Origin of the sequence: Acetobacter sacchari (genome assembly GCF_017377715.1) — a bacterium.
GTDB classification, from domain to species: Bacteria; Pseudomonadota; Alphaproteobacteria; order Acetobacterales; family Acetobacteraceae; genus Acetobacter; species Acetobacter sacchari.
In genome coordinates, this window is sequence record NZ_JAFVMF010000004.1 from 42,888 (window position 1) to 65,811 (window position 22,924).

Below are 22,924 nucleotides of genomic sequence, written 5' to 3' on the forward strand. Positions count from 1 at the left end.
CGGACCGTCATGAAACGGGGAACGGGGCCGGTTCCGCGTTACTTTCGCGCGGCGAGAATCGTCCCGAGCACATCGTCCTTACCTTCGAGTCGGACGAGGTGCGGATATCGCAAGCCGCCGTGGTAATCGATGGAGACCGTGCGGAACCGGTCGCCCGAACGAACGAGCAATGAGATCGGTGTCTTCCCGTCTTTCGCCTGCGCGATGGCGTCGGAGAGGTCGTCGGCGTCATACGCCTGCCCGTTCACCGCGACGATAGTCTCCCCGGCGGCAATCCCTGCCTTCCACGACGGGCCACCCCACAAAACGTTCGTCAGCATAGCTTTGCTGTTGATCGAGAAGCCGATGGAAAAGTCGAACAGGCGCATTTTTCGCATCGTTTCGTACGCCTTGATGTAGGGCGTCGGCTCGTCTGTGTAGGTCAGCGCGTAGCCGCCACGCGCAAGCCCGTCGAGCGGCGCATGGGCGCTGACGGCGTCCAGCCTCTGCCGCAGGAACGTCGCCCAGTCATAAGGCTGAACGCCGTTAAGCGCCGCGACCACGTCTTCGAACTTGTAAGTATGCGTGACGACGCTGCCGTTATCGACACCAAAGAACGCGCGGGCGAAGTCGTCGAGCGAGCGTTTGCCGCCCGAGAGCGAGCGGATCAGCGTGTCGGCGTCGAGCCAGACAAGCTGCCCCTCGGAATAATAATCCTCACTGCGCTGCCAGCTCCGCCACGACAGGGCGGCGCGCTGGGCGATGACCGGATCGTTGGTGGTGTCCTGCAGCGGACGCCATGTGCGTCCGGCGCGCGTGTCGTAAGTGGCGGCGACCATCGCGATCGCGTCTTTCGCCTGATCGGCGGTCATCAACCCGGCGCGCGCGGCCAGCACGTATCCCCAGTATTGGGTCTGACCTTCATAGACCCACAGCAGGGAGCCGCGTTGCGGCGTGTTGAAGTCCGGCGCCCACAGGTCGGCGGGGCGACGGAATTTTCCGTTCCAGCTATGGGTGTATTCGTGCGCGAGAAGATCGCGCGCCGGAAAGGTCTTGTCCCATTTGGTGAAATAGCCGGTGGGGCCGCTGTTCTCGCTGGACTGGTGATGCTCCAGACCGATCCGCCCAAGCTCGTTCGTCAACGCGAGCAGAAAATCGTAGTGGTCGTAATGATGCGAACCGAACAACATCTGCGCTTGCTCGACCAGCGCGCGGTGGACCGCGATCTGCTCGTCGGTCGCGGCAAGGTCTTCCGGTCGATCGGCCACAAGATCAAGCGACACGGGGGCGTCGCCGGTTTTGGTCAGCTCTATGTGACGGAAATACCGTCCCGCGAAAAGCGGTGAATCGACCAGGGTATTGAACGGAACGACGCCGAACGTGACCTCGTCTCCGCTGGCGGCCTGCGTTCCCTTGTGGGCGGCGTCCGGACGCAGGGCCGTCCCGTAGCCCCAGCCGTGTGGAAGCGTCAGGCTCGTGCGGAACGGAATGTCGCGCGTGTAGTATCCGGCCGGGTAAAGGGCGGTCTGGTTCCACTGCACGTTGACGATGGCCGGCGTCATCACGACGCGCCCTATTTCGGGCGTGATCGGGCTGAGCGTCTGAAAAGAAACGTCCAGCGCCTGTGCGCCCGCAGGAACCGCAATGTGAAAGGCGTTGACGTCCACCGTGTCGCGCGTCCAGGTCGCCGTTCTGGCGCCCGCTTTAACCACCAGACCGCCCAACTGCGTGATCGGGCCGGTCGGCGAGTGATTGCCCGGCAACCAGGAGGGATAGAGCAGGACCATGTCGCCGCCCCTGGCGGAGAGCGCCGCCGGAATCGGAACATGCTCGGACACTGAAAGAATATGCCGGTCGAGATCCGTCGCCACGACGTGCAGGTCGATGGTTCCGGGATAGGGCGCGTCCTGTGCGACGGGCGGCTTGGCCGGGAGAGGCAGTGGTTGCGGGCCATCGGAGGCGAAAGAGGCGGAAACTGGCGCCAGAAGGGCTGCCGAGGTCAGGAGGAAGAGTGCTCTCTTGCGCACAAGCGATCCTTACGCAGGTATTTCAGGTGCCGCATGCAACCACGCCACGACTCCCCGGGCAATGGAGCTGTTCACCCACCGACCAACTTCTCGCTGGACGGACGGCCTTTGAAAATCGCCGCTCGCGCCAGGTTTCACGAACCGGGTCAGCCCCGGTCAGGCGAAAACCACAAGGCGCACGCGCCGAACGCGGCTGTAAGCGCGACATACGCCGCAGGCGCGAGCGGCGTTTGCGGCGTCAACGCGGAAATCGCGGCGGGCGTTAGGCCGCCAAAGATCGCGTATGAGACATTGTAGGAAAGCGACAGGCCGGAAAACCGCACGGCGGCCGGGAACGCCCGGAGCATGCCCACCGGCACCAGCCCGACAAAGCCGGAGCAAATTCCGCTAAGCGCCGCCCACGCGACAAGCGATGACAGATGCGACGGCGCTATGGCGTATAACCCAAAGGCGCCAAGAACCAGTAACGCCCCATAGATCACCGCCAACAGCCGCAGAGGCAGCACGTCCGACAACGCTCCGGCGATGATCACACTGAGGGTTAGCGTGATCGTGGCGACAAGGCTGGCGGTCATCGTTGTTTGCGCTGGCGCGTGATGAAGCGTTTGCATCAGCGGCGGCATCATCAGGACGAGCACCACGATGGCCGCGGTCAGGGTCCAGGTCGTCGCCATTGAGCACAGGATGGCGCGGCGATGCTGGCGCAGCAGAATCGCGACGGGCAGCGTTTCGGCGGTCTCCGCACGCGCATGCATCTCGCGAAACACCGGCGTTTCGTCGAGCCAGCGACGCAGAATCATCGACCCCACGCCGAAAATACCGCCGACGACAAACGGAATGCGCCACCCCCACGCGGCGATCTGCGCGTCGGACATCACGCCGTGCAGCGCAAGAATCAACGCCGAACCAAGGAAGATGCCACCGGTCAATCCGCCGGTCAGCAGACCGATCCCAAGACCGGCCCGTCCCGGTCGCGCGTGTTCGGAGACGAACACCCAGCCGCCCGGCGCCTCCCCGCCGATTGCAGCCCCCTGCGCCATGCGCAGCACCAACAGCAGCAACGGCGCGCCGACGCCCAGCACGTCGTATCCGGGCAGCAGGCCGATCGCCAGCGTCGGCAGCGCCATGAGCAGAACGCTGAATGTAAAGACTTTCTTGCGGCCCGAAATATCACCGAAATGCGCCATGATCAGGCCGCCCAACGGTCGCGCCAGGTACCCTGCGCCGAACAACCCGAAGGTCTCGGTTTGACGCAGCCATTCGGCCTGACTTGCGGGAAAGAAGTGCGCAGCGATCACCTTCGCCAAAAAGGCGAAGATGACGAAATCATAGAACTCCAGTGCGCCGCCCAACGACGCGAGGGCGAAGGTGCGCATTTGCGACGCGCCGCCGGACATGGGTGAAGGCAGCGTCGTTGATGACGGGGGCTGCGCGCCCACGGTGCAAGACATGAAACCCGGTCCATTTCTACGAAAAGGCCGGGCTTGTGGCCCGGCGGGAAGGGGTAGCGCTTATAGAGGACCGGAACGCCTTTCGTCCAACCCCGCCCGCACGACGCTGCCGGCTAGAGGGTGGACGCGCTGAAGGTGTCGCATTGGCGGACATCGCCAGAGCTGAGACCTCGCCGAAACCAGCTCGCTCTTTGTGCGGACGTGCCGTGCGTGAAACTGTCAGGCACGACGTAGCCTTGAGCCTGCCGCTCCAGCCGATCGTCGCCAACGGCTGCGGCGGCGTTGAGCCCTTCCTCCACGTCGCCGGTTTGCAGGATGCGTTTGGCGTCATCTGCGCGACGCGCCCAGACTCCCGCGAAACAATCCGCCTGCAGTTCCGTGCGGACCGAAGTCCCGGTCGCGCCTTTCGCCGCTGCCCCGCTGCGATTCACCTGCTCCATGATGCCCAACTCGTTCTGGACATGGTGGCCGATCTCATGCGCGACGACATACGCCTGCGCGAAGTCGCCTCCGGCTCCCAACCTGTCCTTGAGCTCACGGAAGAAGGTCAGGTCCAGATACACTTTCTGGTCCGCCGGGCAATAAAATGGCCCGACGGAGGTTTCCGCGTAGCCGCAGGCAGAGCGGACGCCGCCAGAGAACAGCACCAGACGCGGATCGTGATAGGTTTTCCCCATCTGCTGGAAATAGGCTGTCCACACGTCCTCCGTAGACGCCAGAACGCGGGAGATGAATTGTTTCTGCGGATCGCTGGCCGGGGCCGTCGGCGACGGCGATGAGGCCTGCTGCTGCGCAACCACCGCTGGAGCGCCGCCCGATCCCTGATCGAGCAGATTGAGGACGATCCGCGGATCGACGCCGAAATACATCGCCCCCAGAACCAGCAACACCCCGCCTATGCCGCCAATCCGGATCGGCGTCCGTCCACGCCCGCCGCCTCCGCCGCCGCTTCCACGGATATCGTCGATGTTGTTGCTTTCACGTTCGTCGTCCAGACGCATGCCGTCACCCTGTGATGCCGTTGCAGACCGCATCGGGGCCTGTCGCATGGTTCATGCGGCGAGAAGGCGAAAAGTTCCACCACAATCGTCGTGCCCGAACTCCAGCCTGAGGGATGCTCACCGAACGAACCGGATTTACGAACGGTTGGCCTGACGAAACCCGTGGGCCAGGCAACGACACCCTCGCGACGGCTCAACCGCTTTGGCCGGGTCGTTTACGGTATAATTCGCCAGCAGCCGCTGCGCCTGCCTTTGGGCCTCCAACCTTACTTTGGTGTTGTAAGGGGTTAGAAGGCTTGAAGTTGATAGTGTTTAGATCACGCGGGTGAGAGCGACAGACGTCCGCAGGACGGTTCATGGCGACCGCTTGAGCCAAGCGGACAGCTACCAAAGAGGTCATAGCGTCTATTATTTGAGTACTAAATTAGCTAACTTCACAAATATTTATTGTGATTATCTCACTATATTTACCACAAACCAACAACCGCTTGTGGAGCTTTCGGCATCTTAAACACAGAAAAACGATTGACGATGGTTGCCCTCCAACTCATTTTCACTTACTTTTCATGTCTTTGCACCATTGACGTTCTGGTAATCGCCCCACCTCACGCGCGACCCAGATTATCTCATGATCACGCCTTCGCCCCACTTCGCAGCGACACACAATCCGTCCATCGCTGCTGACGCCACGCCACGGCGCAATCTGAAATATATTATCGATTTTCACGGGAAAATACTTTCAAACAAAAATAACGCACTTCATTTCTGCGAAATTGTCGATATCTGCGTGAATGAAGTCGATGGCGTTTTTCGCGCATTGGCGTCAAACGAGGACGGTCAACTGCTTCTCACGAAACTTCGCGAAAAATGGGAAAAGTTTCTTCCCACAACAGAAGACATGTTTTTGTTTCTTCGCTCCATATCTCTTCGTGGATTACATTACACCGACAATGACCAGATTATCGACAAGGGAAGCATAGAACTGAAATATTTTGCAATTCAGGATGGGATTAATAATTTTCCCATGGAATATAATCTGGATATATCCGTCAAAAACAGAAATATTTACATCGCCGATAAATTCGCCTGCATAAGAAAAATTTCTTTCAGAAATCCAGCTGTTTATTTTTGCGCTCTTTCGTCAAAAGAAATCCTCACTTCGGTATTTACGTCCATAGAATCTTATTCTCTTTACTCCGAAGTTGATTTTTCCTACGTGATATTTACGAATTTAGGAAACGTAAAAATACCACACGCTATTTCTCACAATCGTATAGAAATCATAAATGTCGAATCTATCGGCCTCATAGACCACGTATACAAAAGATATGAAAAAGAAGTGATTGAAAAAATGCATCTATATAATCCGGTCATTTACTCAGATGCAGACGTCGTGTGCAATAACTTCCTTAAAAACATCGAGAATTATCTGACAAAAACCGAAAATATAATCGTCAATACGGAAGATCGATACGACGCAGCGACTATAGAAAACAGCGGATGGTTCATCGCCAGTTTCAAGAAGGATGACGCACTTCTCCGCGATACCGAAATCGACGCTATCAATTCTGGATTTTTCGGATACTCATCCAAAGAAAACATGATGGATATTTCTCGCATGATCGGTATCATATCGAAGAATATCATCAAGAGGCACGGCCTGTCTCACTGGGCCTATGACCAATCCGCCTTCAATTATGCGATTATAAAAAATGGGAACTATGATAAAGAATACCTAAAACCCCTTGTGCAGAACTGGCCTTCGGAGAATTTTCACGAAATTCCGCTTTGCGGCCTCGTTCATTTTTGCGGGGGCGTTGGAAATTTCTCATCAAAATCAGAAAAAATGCGTTCTTATATGATGTATTTGAAAAGTATACACAAACGGAACCCTGCAAGCGACCCGCCAGCGCAACCCCAATAACCCGCTGACGCGGCATTTCGCCGCTAGCGGGCGCCGTCAGTCATCGCATCTCAGCCGCTGCGCGGCGCGCTCGCGCTTGCGCCAGATCGTAACTGGCCGCGCGCGCGACACCGCGCGCGGCTAAGTCCGCCCGCAAAGCCCGATCTCTGGCGAGACGCATGATGGCGTCTCTGAAAACGTCTGGACGATCCGGGTCCACCAAGATTCCAGCCTCTCCGACAACTTCCGGCAATGCTCCGCGATCTGACGCGATCAGCGCGGCGCCACAGGCCATCGCCTCCAACGCCACAAGCCCGAACGGTTCGGACCAACGGCTTGGCGCCGCCACTATCGCGGCAGAGGCCATCGCCTCCAACACCGCGTCGTGAGGTTTATATCCCGCCATGGCAACGCCCGCCGACGCGGCCTGCATGCGCAGGGTCGACAGAAACGGCGTCTCAGGCGAGTCCGGCCCAAAACGATCAGCGCCGATAATCTCCGCCCGCCAGCCCGGAAGTTGCGGCAGCGCCTCCGCGCAGGCTGCGACGAACGCATCCACCCCTTTATCGGCCACGACACGCCCGGCAAACAAAATCAACTTTTCACGGTTGGGTTCCACCCTCAAAGACGGCAGGGCCGCGAGGTCAACACAATTCGGCAAAACTGTAACATCAGAAACTGGCAAAGACGTTTCAGAAACATAACGGTCCCGGAGCCAGCCGGAAACGCACGCTACGGCGACCCGACGCGCAAGCGTCTCCCTGTCCAGTGCAGACCCCGCCTTCCGCATCCCCAAAGGGTCGTTATGCAGGACAAGACGCATCGGGATATCGGGAAACCAGCGTCGCAAGGCCAGGGCGATTTCGGGTCGGTTATGAATTTCAACGCCAGTCGGCCGTAACGTGTCGAGAACAGCCGCAACCGAAGCGGCGTATCGAAGCGGACCAAACCGGACGCCGAACGGCGGGGACAGCCGACGCGGCCACCGGGAACGCCACGGCCCCCGATCAATGGCAGCTAAAAATCGGACATCCTGAAACGGCCGTCCCGTGGTCGGGCCGCCAACAACAGTCTCGCCGGGCTCCGCAAGGCTACGCACAAGCAGCGCCACCGCCCCGGCTTCGCCCGGCGCAAAGCGTTCGCGTGGAGGAAGAACCGTGACAAGACCGCCAGACACGCGCGCCGCCGACCGCCGCCGTCAGTCAGCAGATTCGTAGCGTTCGGCAAGCCACTCTGTCGGCTCCGCCTCGGCTTCGGCATACCAGCGTGCGACGAGGGGATGCGCGCGCACGGCCTCCGCATAGCGTTGCGCTGTCGTCGACAAGGGAACGCCATAACTCAGGAACCGAGCGACGACCGGCGCGAACGCCACGTCCGCATTGCCGAACTCCGCTCCGAACAGATAATGGCCTCCGCCGCCAAAGCGATCCCGAGCTTCCGTCCACAATGCGTCGATCCGCGCGATGTCGGCGCTGACCGCGTCTGGAACCCCGTTGGCCAGCCCTCGCCCGCCACGGCCGAGATTCATCGGCATCGCCACACGCAGAGCCTGAAAACCGGAATGCATTTCTGCAGAGATGGATCGGGCAAACCCACGTTTCACCGGATCGACGGGCCACAACGACGGCTCGATGTCCGCGCAGTATTCGGCGATCGCCAGGCTGTCCCACACGCTGACGCCAAGATGCTCCAGATAAGGCGCCCGGGCGCTGGGAGACAGCGCAGTAAGACGCTCAGCGGTGTCAGGCTGAGCGAGCGCCACGAGTTCTTCTACGACATCCAGACCAGCCAGATGAACGGATAGCCATCCCCGCATGGACCATGACGAATAACGCTTCGTGCCGATAACAAGACGTCCGTCAGCCATGGCCGCGCTCCACTGAGGATTAATGCCGGACGACGTAATGCGTCCCGCAGACCGAACAGGATCAGTCCGCGTCGCTTGTAGCGCGGTCCTTGACGTTCCCCAAGCGGCAGACGCACGCTCAGGGCCTGTTTGGCTGCGCGCCAGCATAAAGAGAGCCGCCCGGCTCAAGCCGCGGCCAGCATGTAATTTCAAGCACCGGAATAGAGCCGTTTCGTTGATCGAGAGCGGCGAAGCACAGACAATGTGCCCGGATCGCCACCAGCGCACATTCCCAACTCGATTTTCTGACCGTCAGACTTGCTCACGCAACGCCTTTATTTTTCTGTGCAATGTGGAACGGCTGACGCCCAGAAGCCGCGCCGCCGGACTCACCTTCCCGCCCGCCATGGCCAGCGCGCCTTCGATTACCGCCCGCTCCGCCTCCATGAAATCCGGCGCCCCCATACCCCGGGCGCCGAGGTCGAAACACACGTCCCCGCCAGGACGGTCGCCCAGCCCCAGTTTGACGCGTGCGGCGTGCGTGGCGCCCACCACCACCTTCGCATCGTCCAGCGCGACCATCGGCAGGGACACTCCGTCGCCTTCCCCCAAAAGCACGATCGAGTGCGCGCTGAACGCCTCGATAAAGCTTCTGCGTTCGATGCGCCGCGCCGCGTCGATCAGCACGGCCTCCATCATCACCGCCACTCGTCCGGTTGGATCCGGCCGGATCGAACTCGCATCCAGCGCCCCGGCCACACGCCCGTCCGGACCAAAAAATGGAACGGCCGTGCACGCAAGATAACGCAGGCCCAGCCGCCAGTGCTGCTCCATATGCACCGTCACCGGCGCGCCCTCGACCAGACAGGTGCCGATTCCATTGGTGCCCGCCTCGCCCTCGCCCCAACGGGCGCCGGGCCACAGATGCCACCGGCGACACCCCTTTTCGAACGGACCATCGCCCCGTCGCGAGACGACGACCCCTTCCGCGTCCGACAGCAGCACCGTGTACTCAAGCGTCGAGACAATGCCATGCAGGCGATCAAGCTCCGGGTCGGCGGTTTTCATCAGTGCGCCCATCCGCGAGCAGGCCTGTCTCAACTCGGCGCCGCACAGAAGATCAGCCCCAACCTGATGCGCCGGATCCATCCGATAATCCCCGGCGCAACGGCTCCAGGACGCCCGAAGCGGCGGCTTCAGTCCTGCGAAGCGCTCCTCCGGGATCGTGATCACATCGTGCATTGCTTCGGTCCGTTCCTGACCCAAACCATGTGTGTCGCATATCCGCGACAGTTAGGGCCGCTAAAGGTCACATGCGCGTGACATTGATTATCCGGCGTCTTAACCGCGCCGCTTTGAAGTCGTTCACATCGCCTGACGCTGGCGCTCGTGACGAATTCATGGCGCAGCCGGACGACGCGGTCAATCGACCACCGAACCTCTGATGAATAAGGCGCAATCAATGCAAATCGCCAGAGATATACTTCTTCGTTCCTACCGATCCATGCGCACGATCCGCGATTTTGAAGAACGCCTGCATGTCGAGTTCGCCACGGGCGAAATCCCGGGATTCGTTCATCTTTATTGCGGCGAAGAAGCCTCCGGGGTTGGCGTCTGCGCCAACCTGACGGACACCGACACCATCGCCAGCACCCACCGCGGACACGGCCACTGCATCGCAAAGGGCGTCGGCGTGGATGGCATGATGGCCGAAATCTATGGCCGCAGCACAGGCGTCTGTCGCGGCAAGGGCGGATCGATGCACATCGCCGACCTTTCGCTGGGAATGCTCGGAGCTAACGGCATTGTTGGTGGCGGACCACCGCTCATCTGCGGCGCCGCCCTGTCGCACAAACTGCTGAAGGACGGCGGCGTGGCCGTTGCGTTCTACGGCGACGGCGCATCTAACGAAGGCTCGACGCTGGAGAGCCTGAATCTGGCGACGGTCTGGCAGTTGCCTGCGATATTTGTTGTCGAAGACAACGGTTATGGCGAAGCGACCGGCGCATCCTACGCCGTCGCCGGGACTCAGAAAGCCCGTGCGGAAGGCTTCGGCATGCCTTACTACGAATGTGACGGCACGGACTTCTTCTCAGTCTACGAGACCGCCGGAGAGGCGATTAGACGGGCACGTGCCGGCGAAGGCCCGGCCATGGTCCACGTCCACCTCTCCCGCTGGTATGGGCACTTCGAAGGCGATTCCATGAGCTATCGCATCGATGGAGAAGTCGCACGCGAACGCGCCGAACGCGACTGTCTGGTCAATTTCCGCAGGCGCACGACCGAAGCCGGACTCCTGGACGCCGCTGCGCTCGACGAAATCGACGCCGCCGTAAAAGCGGAAGTCGAACAATCCGTCATCTCCGCCAAAGCGGCTCCGACGCCGGAAGACGCGGATCTCCTTAAAGACGTTTACGTCGCCTACTGATTCCGCAGACGCACACGGAGACCTGAACCAATGAGCAAAAAAAGCTTTCGCCAGGCGATCAACGAGGCGCTGCGGCTGGAAATGCGACGCGATCCGCGCGTCATCCTGATGGGCGAAGACGTCGCGGGCGGCCGAGGCGGCACGTCCGGCGTGACCGACGCATGGGGCGGCGTGCTGGGCGTCACCAAGGGATTGCAGACCGAATTCGGCGAAGATCGCGTCTTCGACACGCCGATCAGCGAAGCGTCGTATATCGGCGCCGCAGCAGGCGCCGCCGCCACTGGATTGCGCCCGGTGGCCGAGTTGATGTTCGTCGATTTCGTCGGCTGCTGCCTCGACCAGATTATGAATCAGGCTGCAAAATTCCGTTACATGTTCGGTGGAAAAGCCCGCACGCCGCTGGTCATCCGCGCCATGTACGGCGCCGGATTCAACGCAGCCGCCCAACATAGCCAGGCGCTCTACCCGCTGTTCACGCATATTCCCGGCCTGAAAGTCGTTATCCCCTCGTCCCCATATGAGGCGAAGGGCCTATTGATCGAAGCGATCCGCGATGACGATCCGGTTATCTTCCTTGAAAACAAGGTCATGTATGATGACGAGGAAGACGTTCCGGACGGTTCCTACACCATCCCCTTCGGTGAGGCGAACCTGACCCGCGAGGGCGACGACGTGACCATCGTCGCGTTCGGACGCATGGTGAACTTCGCGAACGAAGCGGCCGATCGTCTGGAAAAATCCGGAATCTCCTGCACCGTTATCGACCCGCGCACGACGTCTCCGCTCGACACCGGAACAATCCTCGATTGCGTGGCGGACACGGGACGTCTTGTGATCGTCGATGAATCAAGTCCGCGCTGCAATCTGGCGACTGATGTCGCGGCCCTTGTCGCGGAAGAGGCGTTCGACGCCCTGAAAGCTCCGATCCGCCGCGTAGTGCCGCCGCACACCCCGGTTCCGTTCTCATCGACGCTCGAAGCGCTGTACATGCCCAACGCAGACAAGATCGAAGCGGCGGTGAAATCCGTCATGTCCTATCGGATGAAAGAGGAGGCGTAGTCCATGTCCGGCGCCATTACCCCCGTCACCATGCCCAAGTTTGGCCTTGCCATGACGGAAGGCAAACTTGCCGACTGGCTCATCCAGGTCGGCGAAACAGTCAGCGCAGGTCAGGAACTAGCCGATATCGAGACGAGCAAGATCACAAACGGCTACGAGAGCCCGGTCTCGGGCGTTCTACGGCGTCAGGTCGTCGCAGCAGGCGAAACGCTGCCGGTCGGCGCGCTGCTCGGCGTTGTGGCGGACGCCAGCGTCGCTGACGACGCCATCGACGCGTTCATCGCCGAATTTCAGGCCAATAATGCCTCTGCGGACACGGAAGCGTCCGCCGCCGACGCCGAACCCTCTGTCGTCGCCGTCGACGGGCTCGACATTCGTGTGAAAGACGTGGGCGCGGCCGAAGGGTCGCAACTCCCCGTTCTTCTGATCCACGGCTTCGGCGGCGATCTGACCAGCTGGATGCTGAACCAGAGCGCTCTTTCCCATGACCGTCGCGTAATTGCCTTCGATCTTCCCGGTCACGGCGAGTCCAGCAAGAACGTCGGCGAAGGCAAGCCCTCCAGTTTCGCCGGAACCGTCGCGAAGCTTCTGGAAACTCTCGACGCAGACAAAGTTCACGTCATTGGTCACTCCCTCGGCGGCGCGATCTCGCTGGAGCTGGCGCGACTTGCCCCTGAAAAAGTCGCCTCCCTGTCTCTGATTGCCCCGGCCGGGCTTGGTCCCGACGTGAACATGACGTTCATCAACGGCTTCATCTCGGAAGATCGACGCAAAACCCTTGAGCCGATCCTTCAGCTTCTTGTTCACGACAAGTCACTGATTTCGCGCCGTATGATCGAAAATATCATACGCTTCAAACGACTGGACGGCGCAACAGGGGCGCTGCGCACTATCGCAGACGCATGCTTCCCCGACGGAAAGCAGGCCGACAATCTCCGCGCCACCCTTGAAAACTACCCGGGCCCTGTGCAGGTCATCTGGGGCGAGAATGACGAGATCCTGTCATCGGCGCCAGCGCAGTCGCTGCCTGACAAAGTCGCCGTCAGCGTGCTGTCCGAAACCGGACATATGCCGCAGATGGAAAAAGTCAGTGACGTCAACAAGGCGATCAGCGCCTTCCTCGAAAAGAACGACTGACGAGAACAGCCCCCTCTCTCCATATTTGCTATGGAGAGGGGGGGGGCCAACGCATCTACTTTGGGGATGCGTCGATCCTGCGATGAATAAAGCGACACAACCGCTGGGAATATTTTCAAAATAACCTTTTGCGAATTTTCCTTGACTCTACAGGCGACGACGACGCCGCGGTCCGTTGAGATTCATTCCCTCCAGACATTTGGCGCACTGAAAACGGGAATGAAATATCAAGAGAACATAGCCTTCGTCCTGATATTCCAAAAATCAATGCCGTCGGCCCTTATCGTCGCGCGCTAGCGATAAACCAATCCGCCATCGCTAATGATCGCCTGACCAGTGATGTAATCAGAGTCCGGACCGGCGAGAAATGAAACCAGCGCGGCCACGTCGTCCGGCGTCTGGGATCGACCAAGCGCAATTCCGGAAACATATTTTTCGTAGGTGGAACCCAGGGGAGCGCCGGTAACTTCGGCGAAGCGGCGGTCGATCTCGACCCACATGTCGGTGCCCACGATACCAGGACAATACGCCGTCACTGTAATTCCGTCCGACGCATATTCACGCGCCGCCGCCTGCGTCAGCCCACGCACTGCGAATTTCGTCGCAGAGTAAACGCCCAACATCGCAAATCCGTCGTGACCGGCGACCGAAGACGCATTGATGATCTTGCCCTTCTGTTTACGCGCCTTGAACTTGGCCGCAGCCGCCTGAATGCCCCAGAGCACGCCAAGCATGTTAATGTGCAGAATCCGTTCGGCCTCTTCAGGTTGTACGTCCGCGACCGGACCGACAAGCGCGACACCAGCATTATTGACCATCACGTCAAACCCGCCGAGTTCCGCCTCGGCATGCTCGATTGCAGCATATACCTGCGCCCGATCACCGACATCAGCCCGAAATGTCGTGGCTTTTCGACCCAAGGCGCGAATTTCGTCGGCAACCGACTCAGCCTTGTCATCCTTCATGTCGATGATCGCGACATCGGCGCCATCTGTCGCGAGACGCAATGCGATACCGCGTCCAATACCCTGCGCTCCACCAGTAATAACAGCGATTTTTCCAAGTAGAGACATGATGACGCTCCCCTGCGCGCGCAGCCATGGACACCGACTCCTCGCGATCAATCTTGGGCGGCCATTAGAAAATCCACCGAAGACACTGCCGAAGTTTCAATGAAACATGGGATGTAGAATCAAATTTATTATCACTTACATCTTAGACGAGATGACCATACGCCAGGTGACGAGTCCATACCTTTCTTAACTCATCAACATTTTTGTCAAAGCTTCTCACACTTCACGTTAAATAACATCACCACAAAACAAACGGCGCAACGCAAAACTTCTGACAAAATGCACTTTTTACACGGTGATTTTTATAAAAAAAGACGCACGAATAGGACCATCCAACACGGAAGTCTTTTTTCTGACACTCGCATCGATCCAAGCGGAGCATCGCCCTCAAAAAAGCGTCTCAAACACGTCTAGGATAATCTGGCCCCTTAACAGACCTTGGTAAATGTCAGAGCCATTCTTCCTTACCGTGATCCATAGTCAACGCACTGATCCACTTCCTGTATCTGGATACCAGCCACATGGATGAATGGCCCGATCACATGCAGCGATCACATTCCGTATCGCAATTTTTAAGCAGGATGCCATTCTGACATCTCTCACCGCCGTGACGTTAAGTATGCAAAAAAGGGAGTGAGAAGGCCACCACGGCGCTGGTCTCATCAAACCGTCACACGCATTCAGCCCCTGACAACCAGCCGCGCACCACCCCTCGGTCAGCTCGCTCGCCAATTCGAGCATTCGAGCCGAATCACGCTCCCTAATTTAGGAACTGCCGGAACGCAGGTTAATGATGCTAGAGGGTCTCGACGCGCCTGTGCGGCGCAACCCGAGCGGTCACATGACCGCAGCCAGAACAAAAGGAAGACAAACCCGTGCCGTCATCGGAGTGGTATGAAACCGGCCTTCCACATATCTGGCTCCCCTACGCCCAGATGAAAACTGCGCCAGCTCCCCTACCCGCACGCTCGACCCAGGGCAGCGTCATAACGCTCCATGACGGAAGGGAACTCATCGACGGCGTCGCCGCATGGTGGACAGCCTGCCATGGATATAACCACCCCCATATCCGCGCCTGCGCCGAAGCACAGCTTGCGCGGATGCCGCATGTCATGTTCGGCGGCATGGTTCACGAGCCCGCGCTATGTCTGGCCGCACGGCTGGCCGCCATCTTGCCGGGAGACCTTGAGCGGGTCTTCTACACGGACTCAGGCTCCGTCGCGGTCGAAGTCGCGATGAAGATGGCGATCCAGTATCGCATCAACCGGGGTGAGCCGGAGCGGCGACGGCTGCTGGCCTTCAAGGGCGGCTATCATGGCGACACTCTGGCGACGATGGCGATCTGCGATCCTGAAGAAGGTATGCACCATCTGTTTTCCGGCGTGATGCCGGAGCAGGCCGTTATCGACCTACCCCGCGACGATGCGACCCGGGCAGCGTTCGAAAACTTCCTGCAGGCACATGCATCGACTCTTACCGCCATTGTCGTGGAGCCGCTGGTGCAGGGCGCGGGCGGCATGGTGTTTCATGACCCGGAGACACTGTCGTTCTTGCGAAGCGCGGCCGACCGGCATGGTCTGCTTTTGATTCTGGACGAAATATTCACCGGCTTCGGCCGCACGGGAACGATGTTCGCCTGTCAGCAGGCAAACATCGTTCCCGATATCGTCACCCTGTCCAAGGCGCTGACCGGTGGAACCATGGCCCTCGCCGCGACGGTTGCCCGGAGGCATGTCTACGAAGCGTTTCTCTCGGACGATCCTGAGAAGGCGCTGATGCACGGGCCAACCTTTATGGCGAACCCGCTCGCCTGCGCATGCGCGAACGCGTCTCTCGACCTGTTTGAACGGGAGCCGCGTCTGGAGCAGGTCGCGACCATCGCGGCTCAACTCAGCACGGCGCTGGAACCCTGTCGTACCTTGCCTGGCGTGCGCGACGTGCGTGTCATGGGCGCTATCGGCGTCGTGGAAATGGATCGTATCGCCGACCCAGCCAGTTTGCGGACGCGTTTTGCGGCGGAAGGCGCGTGGATCCGGCCGTTCAGGAATATCGTTTACCTGACGCCCGCATTCACAATCAGCGAACAGCAACTCGACTTTCTCGCGAACGCCATACGCCGTGTGCTGAAGGACGGGTAGACCTTCACCACCCAGCGGCGGCCGCGTCATCCTCGGCGCAGCTTTCTACCCAGACAGAACTACCGTCGGAGAACTCTTCCCGCTTCCAGAACGGCGCGCCCGTCTTGAGGCGGTCGATCAGAAAGCGTGTCGCATCCAGTGCTGCGGCCCGGTGCGCGGCGGAGGTCAATACGAGCACGATCGGCGCGCCGACAGGAAGACGCCCGACACGGTGGATAACCGTGCACCCCGCCAGATCGAAACGCGCGACAGCCTGCTCCGCCAAGTCGTTTAGCGCAGCCTCCGACATCCCAGGATAATGCTCCAGACACAGCGCCGTCAGGCCGCCCCCACCCCGCACCACGCCGAGGAATGAACCCAGGCCACCCACCTCGTCGCTGTCCGCAAGCAGGCGAGCAGTTTCAGCGCCCACATCGAACGTCTCCTCCTGAACGAGGACACGCACAACGATCTCACTTGTTTGCGGAGTGACAGTCATATCGCGTGCGCTCCCGAAACGTCAGGCGCGGCCTATCCCGCCCTAACCACCCGTCATTGGCGGAAACAGAGCCAGCTCGTCACCGTCAGTCAGGGGAGCATGCAAATCGGCCAGCGTCTTGTTAACCGCCACACGGATCGCACCCGGCCCCGCGAAAGCATCCGCCAGCGCAGGATCAACGCGGCCTTGCGCAGCGATCCATTCGCCCACGGTGGTGGCGTCATGCAGCGACGCGGTCTCGGACGATTTACCCAGCCGTTCGCGCAATGCTGCAAAATATAGGACGGTGACGCTCATGCGCCACTCTTAGCCAATCGCCTTCGGGTCGCCAACTGTGGCTGAGAGTCCTTCTTATGGCTGCTTCGCCGGGGTCGCCGTCGATTCCGCAGCCTTGGCGGGAGCGCCAGCCTTCTCCTTGTGAACTTCGCCGTTCTTCAACGTGGCGATCGAACCGTCGGGGTGAATGACGGTGGTCGTGCCGTCGCCATTCGGGATTTCAATGTTGGAGCCGGAGGCCTTGCCAGCGCCGTATTTGGCCGCCACGTCAGGCTCGCTGCTCGGCAGTCCGGCACCGGAGAAACTGGCGCCAGCGTCCGGAACGTCGTCGCCGATGGCCATATCGCCGCCATCATGCAGGTCGTGGCCGGGCACAACGCTGGAACGCTCGGACGCCACGTCCGAGAGCGACGGAAGAGGCTCGGGAGCGCCCGGCCAGATATTGCCATTTTGCGGAAGCATCGGCGTCTCCGCCGTGCTGTAGCCGCGTACGCGGCGCATGGTCTCGGAATCGCCGTGAGGCGCATTCGGATTCGCGCCCGGAAGCGTGGCTGTATCTGAAAGCCATTCGCCGAACCCGGAACAACCGCTCAACAGAAGAAGAAACCCAACAAGAGCGGCATTCCGCATCAGTTCTACCTCGCCGATATCGGTCCCGCGCGACATGAGCGTCACCTAACTATCGGGTCCTATTGATACCGTTGTCGCGTGATCAGGTAAATTACCGCTTAGCAGAAGAACGAAGTATTTGCGTTTTTACCAAGCCGTCAGGTTCCCGCGCAGCGAAAGAGCCTGCCTGCCCGGCACCACGCGGTCGCGTCGAAAGAGACTGGTTACCCTGCCGAATCGACAGCCCCCTTGGGCGTAGCGCGACCGACGTGACGCAATCCGGCGCTAAGGTAATCCCACCCGGTGATAAGCGTCAGGATCGCCGCGATCCAGAGCATCACCGCTCCGCACATCCCAACATGCAGCCACAGCATCCCCAGCAACTCTCCGGTGCTGTCCCCCGCCAGCAGAAAACCGATCGCAGTCATCTGAAAACCTGTCTTCCACTTGGCAAGACGTGTCACGGGAAGGCTGATGCGCGTCGCGGCAAGATATTCCCTCAACCCGCTGACAAGAATCTCCCGACACAGGATGACGATCGCTGGCCAGAGCGAGTCGAACGGAAGCCTGCCCATTCCGGCGAGCGTCATCAGCGACGCGCCGACAAGCAGTTTATCGGCGATCGGGTCCATCATTCGCCCCAGATCGGACTGCATCTTCCATGATCTGGCGAGTTGTCCGTCGAAATAGTCCGTGACCGCCGCCGCAATGAACAGAAGGCACGCAGCGGCGTCCGCGCCGGGCCGGGCCATCGCCACAAGGGCGACCAGAACCGGGATGGCGACGATCCGCGACAACGTGAGCAGGTTCGGCAGATCGGTGATCATGGCGGCAGGCTACTCCACTTCGCGTCTCCCCGGAACGGTAACTACCACAAAAGTGTTATTACAAAGGCTATGGAAGACGATTTCATCGCCCCGCGCTCCCTCACCCGCCGGTCCATCCGGGATGGAAATGACCGTAGATGGACCGGGCCGTTTCCCGGTTGATCCCCGGAGCGGCCTCCAGTTCGGTCAAACCCGCCTGACTGACGCCCCGCGCGGACCCGAACCGGTTCAGCAACGCCCGCTTTCGCGCGGCCCCGATGCCCGGAATGTCGTCCAGCTCCGACTTCACCAGCGCCTTGGACCGCCCGGCCCGGTGTGTTGTAATGGCGAAGCGATGCGCCTCGTCCCGCAGGCGCTGGAGATAGTAGAGCACCGGATCGCGTGGCTCGAACTGAAACGGCGGCTGGTCGTCGGTGTGAAACCATTCGCGCCCTGCGTCGCGATCTGGCCCCTTGGCGATCGCCACCAGCTTCACCCCCGAGACGCCCAGAGCGTCCAGCACGCTGCGAACGGCCGAGAACTGCCCCGCGCCGCCGTCGATCAGCAATACGTCGGGCCAGTCGGCGCCTGCGCCCGCAGGCCTGCCCGCGCTGGAGGGAGCCACTGACTTCGCCTCACTCACCACAGCATTGCTCGACGTCTTTGCTCGCGACGACAATCCCGGCGAAGCGTCCTCCGCCTCAGCTTCGCCTGCGACGTCCTCTCCCGACACCGCACCCGCCTTCTCCGCCGCCTCTCGCAAGGCGCGTCCAAACCGGCGTTCGAGCACTTCCCGCATCATCGCGAAATCGTCTCCGGGCGTGATCGGTCCCTTGATGCCGTATTTTCGGTAAGCGCGACGCTCGAAGCCCTCCGGGCCGCCCACGATCATCACGCCATAGGGGTTGGTCCCCATGATATGGCTGTTGTCGTAAACCTCGATCCGCAACGGCGGCGCGGACAGCCCGAACGCCTTCGCCACGCCCTCAAGCAGCTTCGCCTGACCGGCGCTTTCCGCCAACTTGCGCTCCAAAGCCTCCCGGGCGTTCGTTTCGGCGTGCTCGACGACCTCCCGCCGCTCGCCACGCTGCGGCCGCAGAATTTCCACCTTGCGGCCGCGCCGGATCGACAGGGCCTCCGCCAGAAGCGTTTCTTCCGGCATCTCGCAATTGACCAGAACAAGTGGCGGCGGCGGTTTGTCGTCGTAGAACTGCGCCAGAAACGCCTGCAGGATGTCGGCGTCGGTTTCGTCGCGCGTGTGCGCGGGGAAGAACGCCCGATTGCCGTTGTTGCGGCCGCCACGAATGAAGAACACCTGGATGCAGGCCTGTCCGGCGTCCTGCCAGACCGCAATCACGTCGCCGTCGCCGATCGACGCCGGGTTCACCACATTGGAATCCTGCATCTGCGCCAGTGCGCGAATGCGATCGCGCAACATGGCCGCGCGCTCGTAGTCGAGCGCCTCGGCCGCGCGCTCCATCTCCGCAGCGAACTCCGCCTTGATCTCCTTGTCGTTTCCCGACAGGAACTCCCGCGCCTGCGTCACCAGATGCGCGTAATCCTCCTGACTGATCCGGTCGACGCAGGGGGCCGAACATCGCTTGATCTGGAACAGCAGACATGGACGAGTCCGCGATGCGAACATCGAGTCCGTGCAGGTCCGCAGCAGGAACACCCGCTGCATGATCGCCACCGTCTGATTCACCGCCCATGCCGACGCAAACGGCCCCCAATAGCTGGCGCCCTTCTCCATTTTGCCGCGATGCTTGGCGATCTGCGGGAACGGATGCTGCTCCGTCAGCACCAGCCATGGGTATGTCTTGTCGTCGCGCAACAGGATGTTGAAGCGCGGCTTCATGCGCTTGATGTAGTTGGCCTCAAGCAGCAGGGCTTCGGCTTCGGTATGCGTCGTCACGATCTCCATCGCGACGGTTTCCGAAACCATCCTGCGTATTCGCTCGGGCAGGCGCGAAAGCTGCGTGTAGGACGTGACCCGCTTCTTCAGCGCGCGCGCCTTGCCGACGTAAAGCACCTCTCCAGTCGAGCCGATCATCCGGTAAACGCCGGGCGACAACGGCATTGTCTTCAGCGCTTCGGCGATGACCCCGACGCCGCGCTGAGTCGGCACGCCGCCCGTTTCCTCCACAGGAAGCGAGGCCTCCTGTTCATGCGTTTCCGTAGCGGAAAGATCGGAGGGTTCAGGCATTCGAATTCATCCACCGAACTTGTGGATAAGTCTGTGGAATCAAAGATGACAGATTTATGGAGGTCCCGGTCTTCCTCGCCATCCCTCGGATTGCATAAAATTTAGCCAAGAATACTAACCCTTTGAAATATATAAATTTAACCACTTATTAGTCGCCCAATCTCGACGACGTCTCCGAAACCTTCTGAAAAAAACTCGTGTCAATCCCGGGAGTGGACAAAATTCACAGAGCTTGGTCGAAAAGCTGATCCTGATTTGTTCCAGCTCCCCACACCAGAACGTTCCAGGGCCTTTTCAGCCGGCCCAGAGAGCCTAGGTCAGGCCGCCGTAGCGGCGCGCTCGGCGGCACGAAGCACGCGACGGAAATTCCCTCCCCAGAACGCCTCAATCTCGCTTCGGTCGTAGCCCCGGCTGACCAGTTCGGCCGTCAGGGAGAGCGACTCGCCCGCGTTCCGCCAGCCGTCCAGCTCTCCACCGCCGTCGAAATCGGATGAGATCCCGACGTGCTCCGGGCCTATGCGGCGGACGACATAATCGAGATGATCCATGTAATCCGCCACGGTCGCTCTACGGGAGCCAAGTTCCGCACGCGGACGCAGGAACCCGCCCACGGCGGTGATCTGAATCACACCGCCGCTGGCCTTCAGCGCGTCAAGCTGTGCGTCATCCAGATTGCGCGGATGGTCGCACAAGGCCCGCACACACGCATGCGTCGCAGCGACCGGCGTCGCTGAAACTTCCACCGCCTGCAGCATCGTGTCGCGCGACGTATGCGACACGTCCACCACCATCCCCAGCCGGTTCATCTCCGCGATGGCTTCCCGCCCGAGCGCCGACAGACCTCCATGACGCGCCTCCGGATCTCCGAGCTTGCGGCTCGGCTGCCCCGAATCCGCAAGAGCGTTGTGTCCGTTGTGAGTCAGCGTGACATAGCGCGCGCCAAGGGCGCGGAAGCGGGCGAGCATGCCGATGTCGTCACCCATGCCGTAGCCGTTCTCGACACCCGGCATGACCACGAGAACCCCCTCTTGGAACGCGGCCTCCATCTCGTCCACAGTGTCGCACACGCGCGCTTTCAGACCGTCGCGCTCGCCCTGCATACGGTCGATCGCCGCCAGCATCTCCAGCGTCTGCGCCTGAGCCGCCGCATGCCCGCGCGCGTCGACCGCATCCTGCGCGATGTAGGCGACGAAGCATCCCGCCGCGAGATGTCCCCGCCGCATCTTCGGGAAATCGACGCAACGTCCGGCCGTGTCGAGAAATGCGTCGTCCCGATCAGGCCACGGAATGTCGATGTGGCTGTCCAGGGTCAACAACGACTCGTGCAAAGCGCGGACGTCATCCGGAATAACAGCCTTCAGCATGGGGCATCCTTGGAGGGCTTCGTTCGCCGGGCGCGAGGAAGCGGGTGAAAATCATGAACAGAAAATCGGCGCAGACGCCGCAGTTTACAAGACAGGAACGCGATCGGCGGGACCACGCGGCCTCAAACCCTGCGCGGCGCGAAGGGCGTGCACACGACGCAGCCACGAATTGCTCTTGCCGCGATCCGCTCGATAGGCGATCCCGATCCTCATGCGCATCGTGACCTGGAACATCAACTCCCTTCGCCTTCGACTTCCCCTGCTGGCGGAGGTGATCCGGCATCTTGCCCCGGACGTGATCTGTCTGCAGGAGACGAAGGTCCCGGACCCGCTGTTCCCGGAGAAGGCGCTGGCCGAACTCGGTTACCCCTACTTCGTGCGCAAAGGCATGAAGGGGTACAACGGGGTCGCGATCCTCTCGCGCTATCCGCTCGTGGCGTCAGAAGACACGCCCGACTGGTGCGAAAAAGGCGATTGTCGTCATGTCGCCGCGACGATCGCCACCGACAGCGGTCCCGTCGAGATTCATGATTTCTACGTCCCCGCAGGCGGGGATATCCCGGACCCGGAAGCCAATCCGAAATACGCGCACAAACTCGCTTTCGTCGACGAAGTGACGGCGTGGTTCGCCAATCACCACAAGACGCGCTCGGTCATCGTCGGGGACCTCAACATCGCTCCGCTTGAGCACGACGTCTGGAGCCATAAGCAGCTTCTGGACGTCGTCAGCCACACGCCGCCGGAGACCACACGCCTCAACGCCTGGCTTGAGACCGGCTTCGTCGACGCGATGCGCCATTTCGTGCCGCCCGGCGAGAAGCTCTACACATGGTGGTCGTATCGTAATCGCGACTGGAGCGCCTCCAATCGTGGCCGCAGACTGGACCACGTGTGGATCACGCCGGATCTGAAGCCGTCGCTGACCGGGATGACAGTGGTGCGGGAAGCTCGCGACTGGGCCTCCCCTTCCGACCATGTGCCTGTTGTGGTCGATCTGGCGGTTTGACGCATCTGCCTACGGCCTGACGCCTAAAGGCGTCGTAGCGTCACGGAGTGTCGTCGGCCGAGCCGCCTGCCTCCGATACGATATATCAAAATTTTCGCTCAGGAATCACAAGGGCCGCACAAGGCGGCCCCACGCGA

Annotated in this window: 20 protein-coding genes; 7 read left to right on the plus strand and 13 right to left on the minus strand. The window is 60.6% G+C overall.

Going from position 1 to position 22,924, the window contains the following annotated elements; all coding sequences use genetic code 11:
- Positions 1 to 38: 38 nt before the first annotated feature.
- The 3 genes from J2D73_RS04400 to ypfJ form a co-directional block, all read right to left on the minus strand.
- Complete coding sequence (locus J2D73_RS04400) at positions 39 to 2,006, minus strand: M61 family metallopeptidase (RefSeq protein ID WP_207879785.1); 1,968 nt, start codon at positions 2,004 to 2,006, stop codon at positions 39 to 41.
- Positions 2,007 to 2,152: 146 nt separating this feature from the next.
- The gene (locus J2D73_RS04405; protein ID WP_243429639.1) at positions 2,153 to 3,457 is read right to left on the minus strand and encodes an MFS transporter; all 1,305 of its coding nucleotides are present in this window, start codon (positions 3,455 to 3,457) and stop codon (positions 2,153 to 2,155) included.
- Between the two features lie 113 nt (positions 3,458 to 3,570).
- Positions 3,571 to 4,458, minus strand: coding sequence for a KPN_02809 family neutral zinc metallopeptidase (gene ypfJ, locus J2D73_RS04410; RefSeq protein WP_207880052.1), 888 nt, complete (start codon positions 4,456 to 4,458; stop codon positions 3,571 to 3,573).
- 628 nt (positions 4,459 to 5,086) lie between these two features.
- Here ypfJ and J2D73_RS04415 point away from each other — a divergent pair.
- Positions 5,087 to 6,382 carry a hypothetical protein gene (locus tag J2D73_RS04415; protein ID WP_207879787.1) on the plus strand — a complete coding sequence of 432 codons (1,296 nt, stop codon included), beginning with the start codon at positions 5,087 to 5,089 and terminating at the stop codon, positions 6,380 to 6,382.
- 40 nt (positions 6,383 to 6,422) lie between these two features.
- On the opposite strand, the gene J2D73_RS04420 is transcribed toward J2D73_RS04415, so the two are convergent.
- From J2D73_RS04420 to J2D73_RS04430, 3 genes are all read right to left on the minus strand, one after another.
- Positions 6,423 to 7,538, minus strand: a complete 1,116-nt coding sequence (locus J2D73_RS04420) for a glycosyltransferase (protein WP_207879789.1) — start codon at positions 7,536 to 7,538, stop codon at positions 6,423 to 6,425.
- 21 nt (positions 7,539 to 7,559) lie between these two features.
- On the minus strand, positions 7,560 to 8,228 hold the full coding sequence (locus J2D73_RS04425) for a glutathione S-transferase family protein (protein WP_207879791.1): 669 nt from the start codon (positions 8,226 to 8,228) through the stop codon (positions 7,560 to 7,562).
- A 291-nt stretch (positions 8,229 to 8,519) separates the two neighbouring features.
- On the minus strand, positions 8,520 to 9,449 hold the full coding sequence (locus J2D73_RS04430) for a helix-turn-helix domain-containing protein (protein ID WP_207879793.1): 930 nt from the start codon (positions 9,447 to 9,449) through the stop codon (positions 8,520 to 8,522).
- 77 nt (positions 9,450 to 9,526) lie between these two features.
- Between J2D73_RS04430 and J2D73_RS21000 the strand changes: the two genes are divergently transcribed.
- Genes J2D73_RS21000 through J2D73_RS04445 form a run of 4 tightly spaced genes read left to right on the plus strand, consistent with a single transcriptional unit; the run spans position 9,527 to position 12,831 of the window.
- Positions 9,527 to 9,652, plus strand: a complete 126-nt coding sequence (locus J2D73_RS21000) for a hypothetical protein (protein WP_279380889.1) — start codon at positions 9,527 to 9,529, stop codon at positions 9,650 to 9,652.
- 17 nt (positions 9,653 to 9,669) lie between these two features.
- On the plus strand, positions 9,670 to 10,635 hold the full coding sequence (locus J2D73_RS04435) for a thiamine pyrophosphate-dependent dehydrogenase E1 component subunit alpha (RefSeq protein WP_207879795.1): 966 nt from the start codon (positions 9,670 to 9,672) through the stop codon (positions 10,633 to 10,635).
- Positions 10,636 to 10,665: 30 nt separating this feature from the next.
- A complete protein-coding gene (locus tag J2D73_RS04440; RefSeq protein WP_207879797.1) occupies positions 10,666 to 11,694 on the plus strand; it encodes an alpha-ketoacid dehydrogenase subunit beta in 1,029 nt (342 codons plus the stop codon).
- Positions 11,695 to 11,697: 3 nt separating this feature from the next.
- The gene (locus J2D73_RS04445; RefSeq protein WP_207879799.1) at positions 11,698 to 12,831 is read left to right on the plus strand and encodes an acetoin dehydrogenase dihydrolipoyllysine-residue acetyltransferase subunit; all 1,134 of its coding nucleotides are present in this window, start codon (positions 11,698 to 11,700) and stop codon (positions 12,829 to 12,831) included.
- A gap of 293 nt (positions 12,832 to 13,124) precedes the next feature.
- Here J2D73_RS04445 and J2D73_RS04450 read toward each other — a convergent pair whose 3' ends face one another.
- Positions 13,125 to 13,904 carry an acetoin reductase gene (locus J2D73_RS04450; protein ID WP_026398214.1) on the minus strand — a complete coding sequence of 260 codons (780 nt, stop codon included), beginning with the start codon at positions 13,902 to 13,904 and terminating at the stop codon, positions 13,125 to 13,127.
- Between the two features lie 875 nt (positions 13,905 to 14,779).
- On the opposite strand from J2D73_RS04450, the gene J2D73_RS04455 reads away from it, so the two are divergent.
- Positions 14,780 to 16,042 (plus strand): adenosylmethionine--8-amino-7-oxononanoate transaminase, encoded by a 1,263-nt coding sequence (locus J2D73_RS04455; RefSeq protein WP_207879801.1) that lies wholly within the window; start codon positions 14,780 to 14,782, stop codon positions 16,040 to 16,042.
- Between the two features lie 4 nt (positions 16,043 to 16,046).
- On the opposite strand, the gene J2D73_RS04460 is transcribed toward J2D73_RS04455, so the two are convergent.
- The 6 genes from J2D73_RS04460 to J2D73_RS04485 all read right to left on the minus strand — a co-directional run bounded on the left by J2D73_RS04460 (position 16,047) and on the right by J2D73_RS04485 (position 21,781).
- Complete coding sequence (locus J2D73_RS04460) at positions 16,047 to 16,493, minus strand: molybdenum cofactor biosynthesis protein MoaE (RefSeq protein WP_207880054.1); 447 nt, start codon at positions 16,491 to 16,493, stop codon at positions 16,047 to 16,049.
- Between the two features lie 69 nt (positions 16,494 to 16,562).
- Positions 16,563 to 16,817, minus strand: coding sequence for a molybdopterin converting factor subunit 1 (gene moaD, locus J2D73_RS04465; protein ID WP_207879803.1), 255 nt, complete (start codon positions 16,815 to 16,817; stop codon positions 16,563 to 16,565).
- Positions 16,818 to 16,871: 54 nt separating this feature from the next.
- Complete coding sequence (locus J2D73_RS04470) at positions 16,872 to 17,462, minus strand: hypothetical protein (protein ID WP_243429642.1); 591 nt, start codon at positions 17,460 to 17,462, stop codon at positions 16,872 to 16,874.
- A gap of 167 nt (positions 17,463 to 17,629) precedes the next feature.
- Positions 17,630 to 18,232 carry a CDP-diacylglycerol--glycerol-3-phosphate 3-phosphatidyltransferase gene (gene pgsA / locus J2D73_RS04475; protein ID WP_207879805.1) on the minus strand — a complete coding sequence of 201 codons (603 nt, stop codon included), beginning with the start codon at positions 18,230 to 18,232 and terminating at the stop codon, positions 17,630 to 17,632.
- A 100-nt stretch (positions 18,233 to 18,332) separates the two neighbouring features.
- Positions 18,333 to 20,417 (minus strand): excinuclease ABC subunit UvrC, encoded by a 2,085-nt coding sequence (gene uvrC / locus J2D73_RS04480; protein WP_207879807.1) that lies wholly within the window; start codon positions 20,415 to 20,417, stop codon positions 18,333 to 18,335.
- Between the two features lie 317 nt (positions 20,418 to 20,734).
- Entirely contained in the window at positions 20,735 to 21,781 is a 1,047-nt protein-coding gene (locus tag J2D73_RS04485; protein ID WP_207879809.1) for a dipeptidase, read from the minus strand.
- A 211-nt stretch (positions 21,782 to 21,992) separates the two neighbouring features.
- Between J2D73_RS04485 and J2D73_RS04490 the strand changes: the two genes are divergently transcribed.
- The gene (locus J2D73_RS04490) at positions 21,993 to 22,787 is read left to right on the plus strand and encodes an exodeoxyribonuclease III (RefSeq protein ID WP_207879811.1); all 795 of its coding nucleotides are present in this window, start codon (positions 21,993 to 21,995) and stop codon (positions 22,785 to 22,787) included.
- Positions 22,788 to 22,924: the final 137 nt, after the last annotated feature.

Excerpts from the sequence above, each read along its gene's own strand:
- pgsA (WP_207879805.1), bottom strand. The coding sequence starts at position 18,232 with ATGATCACCGATCTGCCGAACCTGCTCACGTTGTCGCGGATCGTCGCC.
- J2D73_RS04425 (WP_207879791.1), bottom strand. The coding sequence starts at position 8,228 with ATGGCTGACGGACGTCTTGTTATCGGCACGAAGCGTTATTCGTCATGG.
- J2D73_RS04470 (WP_243429642.1), bottom strand. The coding sequence starts at position 17,462 with ATGTCGCGCGGGACCGATATCGGCGAGGTAGAACTGATGCGGAATGCC.
- J2D73_RS04405 (WP_243429639.1), bottom strand. The coding sequence starts at position 3,457 with ATGTCTTGCACCGTGGGCGCGCAGCCCCCGTCATCAACGACGCTGCCT.
- J2D73_RS04445 (WP_207879799.1), top strand. The coding sequence starts at position 11,698 with ATGTCCGGCGCCATTACCCCCGTCACCATGCCCAAGTTTGGCCTTGCC.
- ypfJ (WP_207880052.1), bottom strand. The coding sequence starts at position 4,458 with ATGCGTCTGGACGACGAACGTGAAAGCAACAACATCGACGATATCCGT.
- J2D73_RS04430 (WP_207879793.1), bottom strand. The coding sequence starts at position 9,449 with ATGCACGATGTGATCACGATCCCGGAGGAGCGCTTCGCAGGACTGAAG.
- J2D73_RS04485 (WP_207879809.1), bottom strand. The coding sequence starts at position 21,781 with ATGCTGAAGGCTGTTATTCCGGATGACGTCCGCGCTTTGCACGAGTCG.
- J2D73_RS04435 (WP_207879795.1), top strand. The coding sequence starts at position 9,670 with ATGCAAATCGCCAGAGATATACTTCTTCGTTCCTACCGATCCATGCGC.
- J2D73_RS04490 (WP_207879811.1), top strand. The coding sequence starts at position 21,993 with ATGCGCATCGTGACCTGGAACATCAACTCCCTTCGCCTTCGACTTCCC.
- J2D73_RS04415 (WP_207879787.1), top strand. The coding sequence starts at position 5,087 with ATGATCACGCCTTCGCCCCACTTCGCAGCGACACACAATCCGTCCATC.
- moaD (WP_207879803.1), bottom strand. The coding sequence starts at position 16,817 with ATGAGCGTCACCGTCCTATATTTTGCAGCATTGCGCGAACGGCTGGGT.
- uvrC (WP_207879807.1), bottom strand. The coding sequence starts at position 20,417 with ATGCCTGAACCCTCCGATCTTTCCGCTACGGAAACGCATGAACAGGAG.
- J2D73_RS04450 (WP_026398214.1), bottom strand. The coding sequence starts at position 13,904 with ATGTCTCTACTTGGAAAAATCGCTGTTATTACTGGTGGAGCGCAGGGT.
- J2D73_RS04440 (WP_207879797.1), top strand. The coding sequence starts at position 10,666 with ATGAGCAAAAAAAGCTTTCGCCAGGCGATCAACGAGGCGCTGCGGCTG.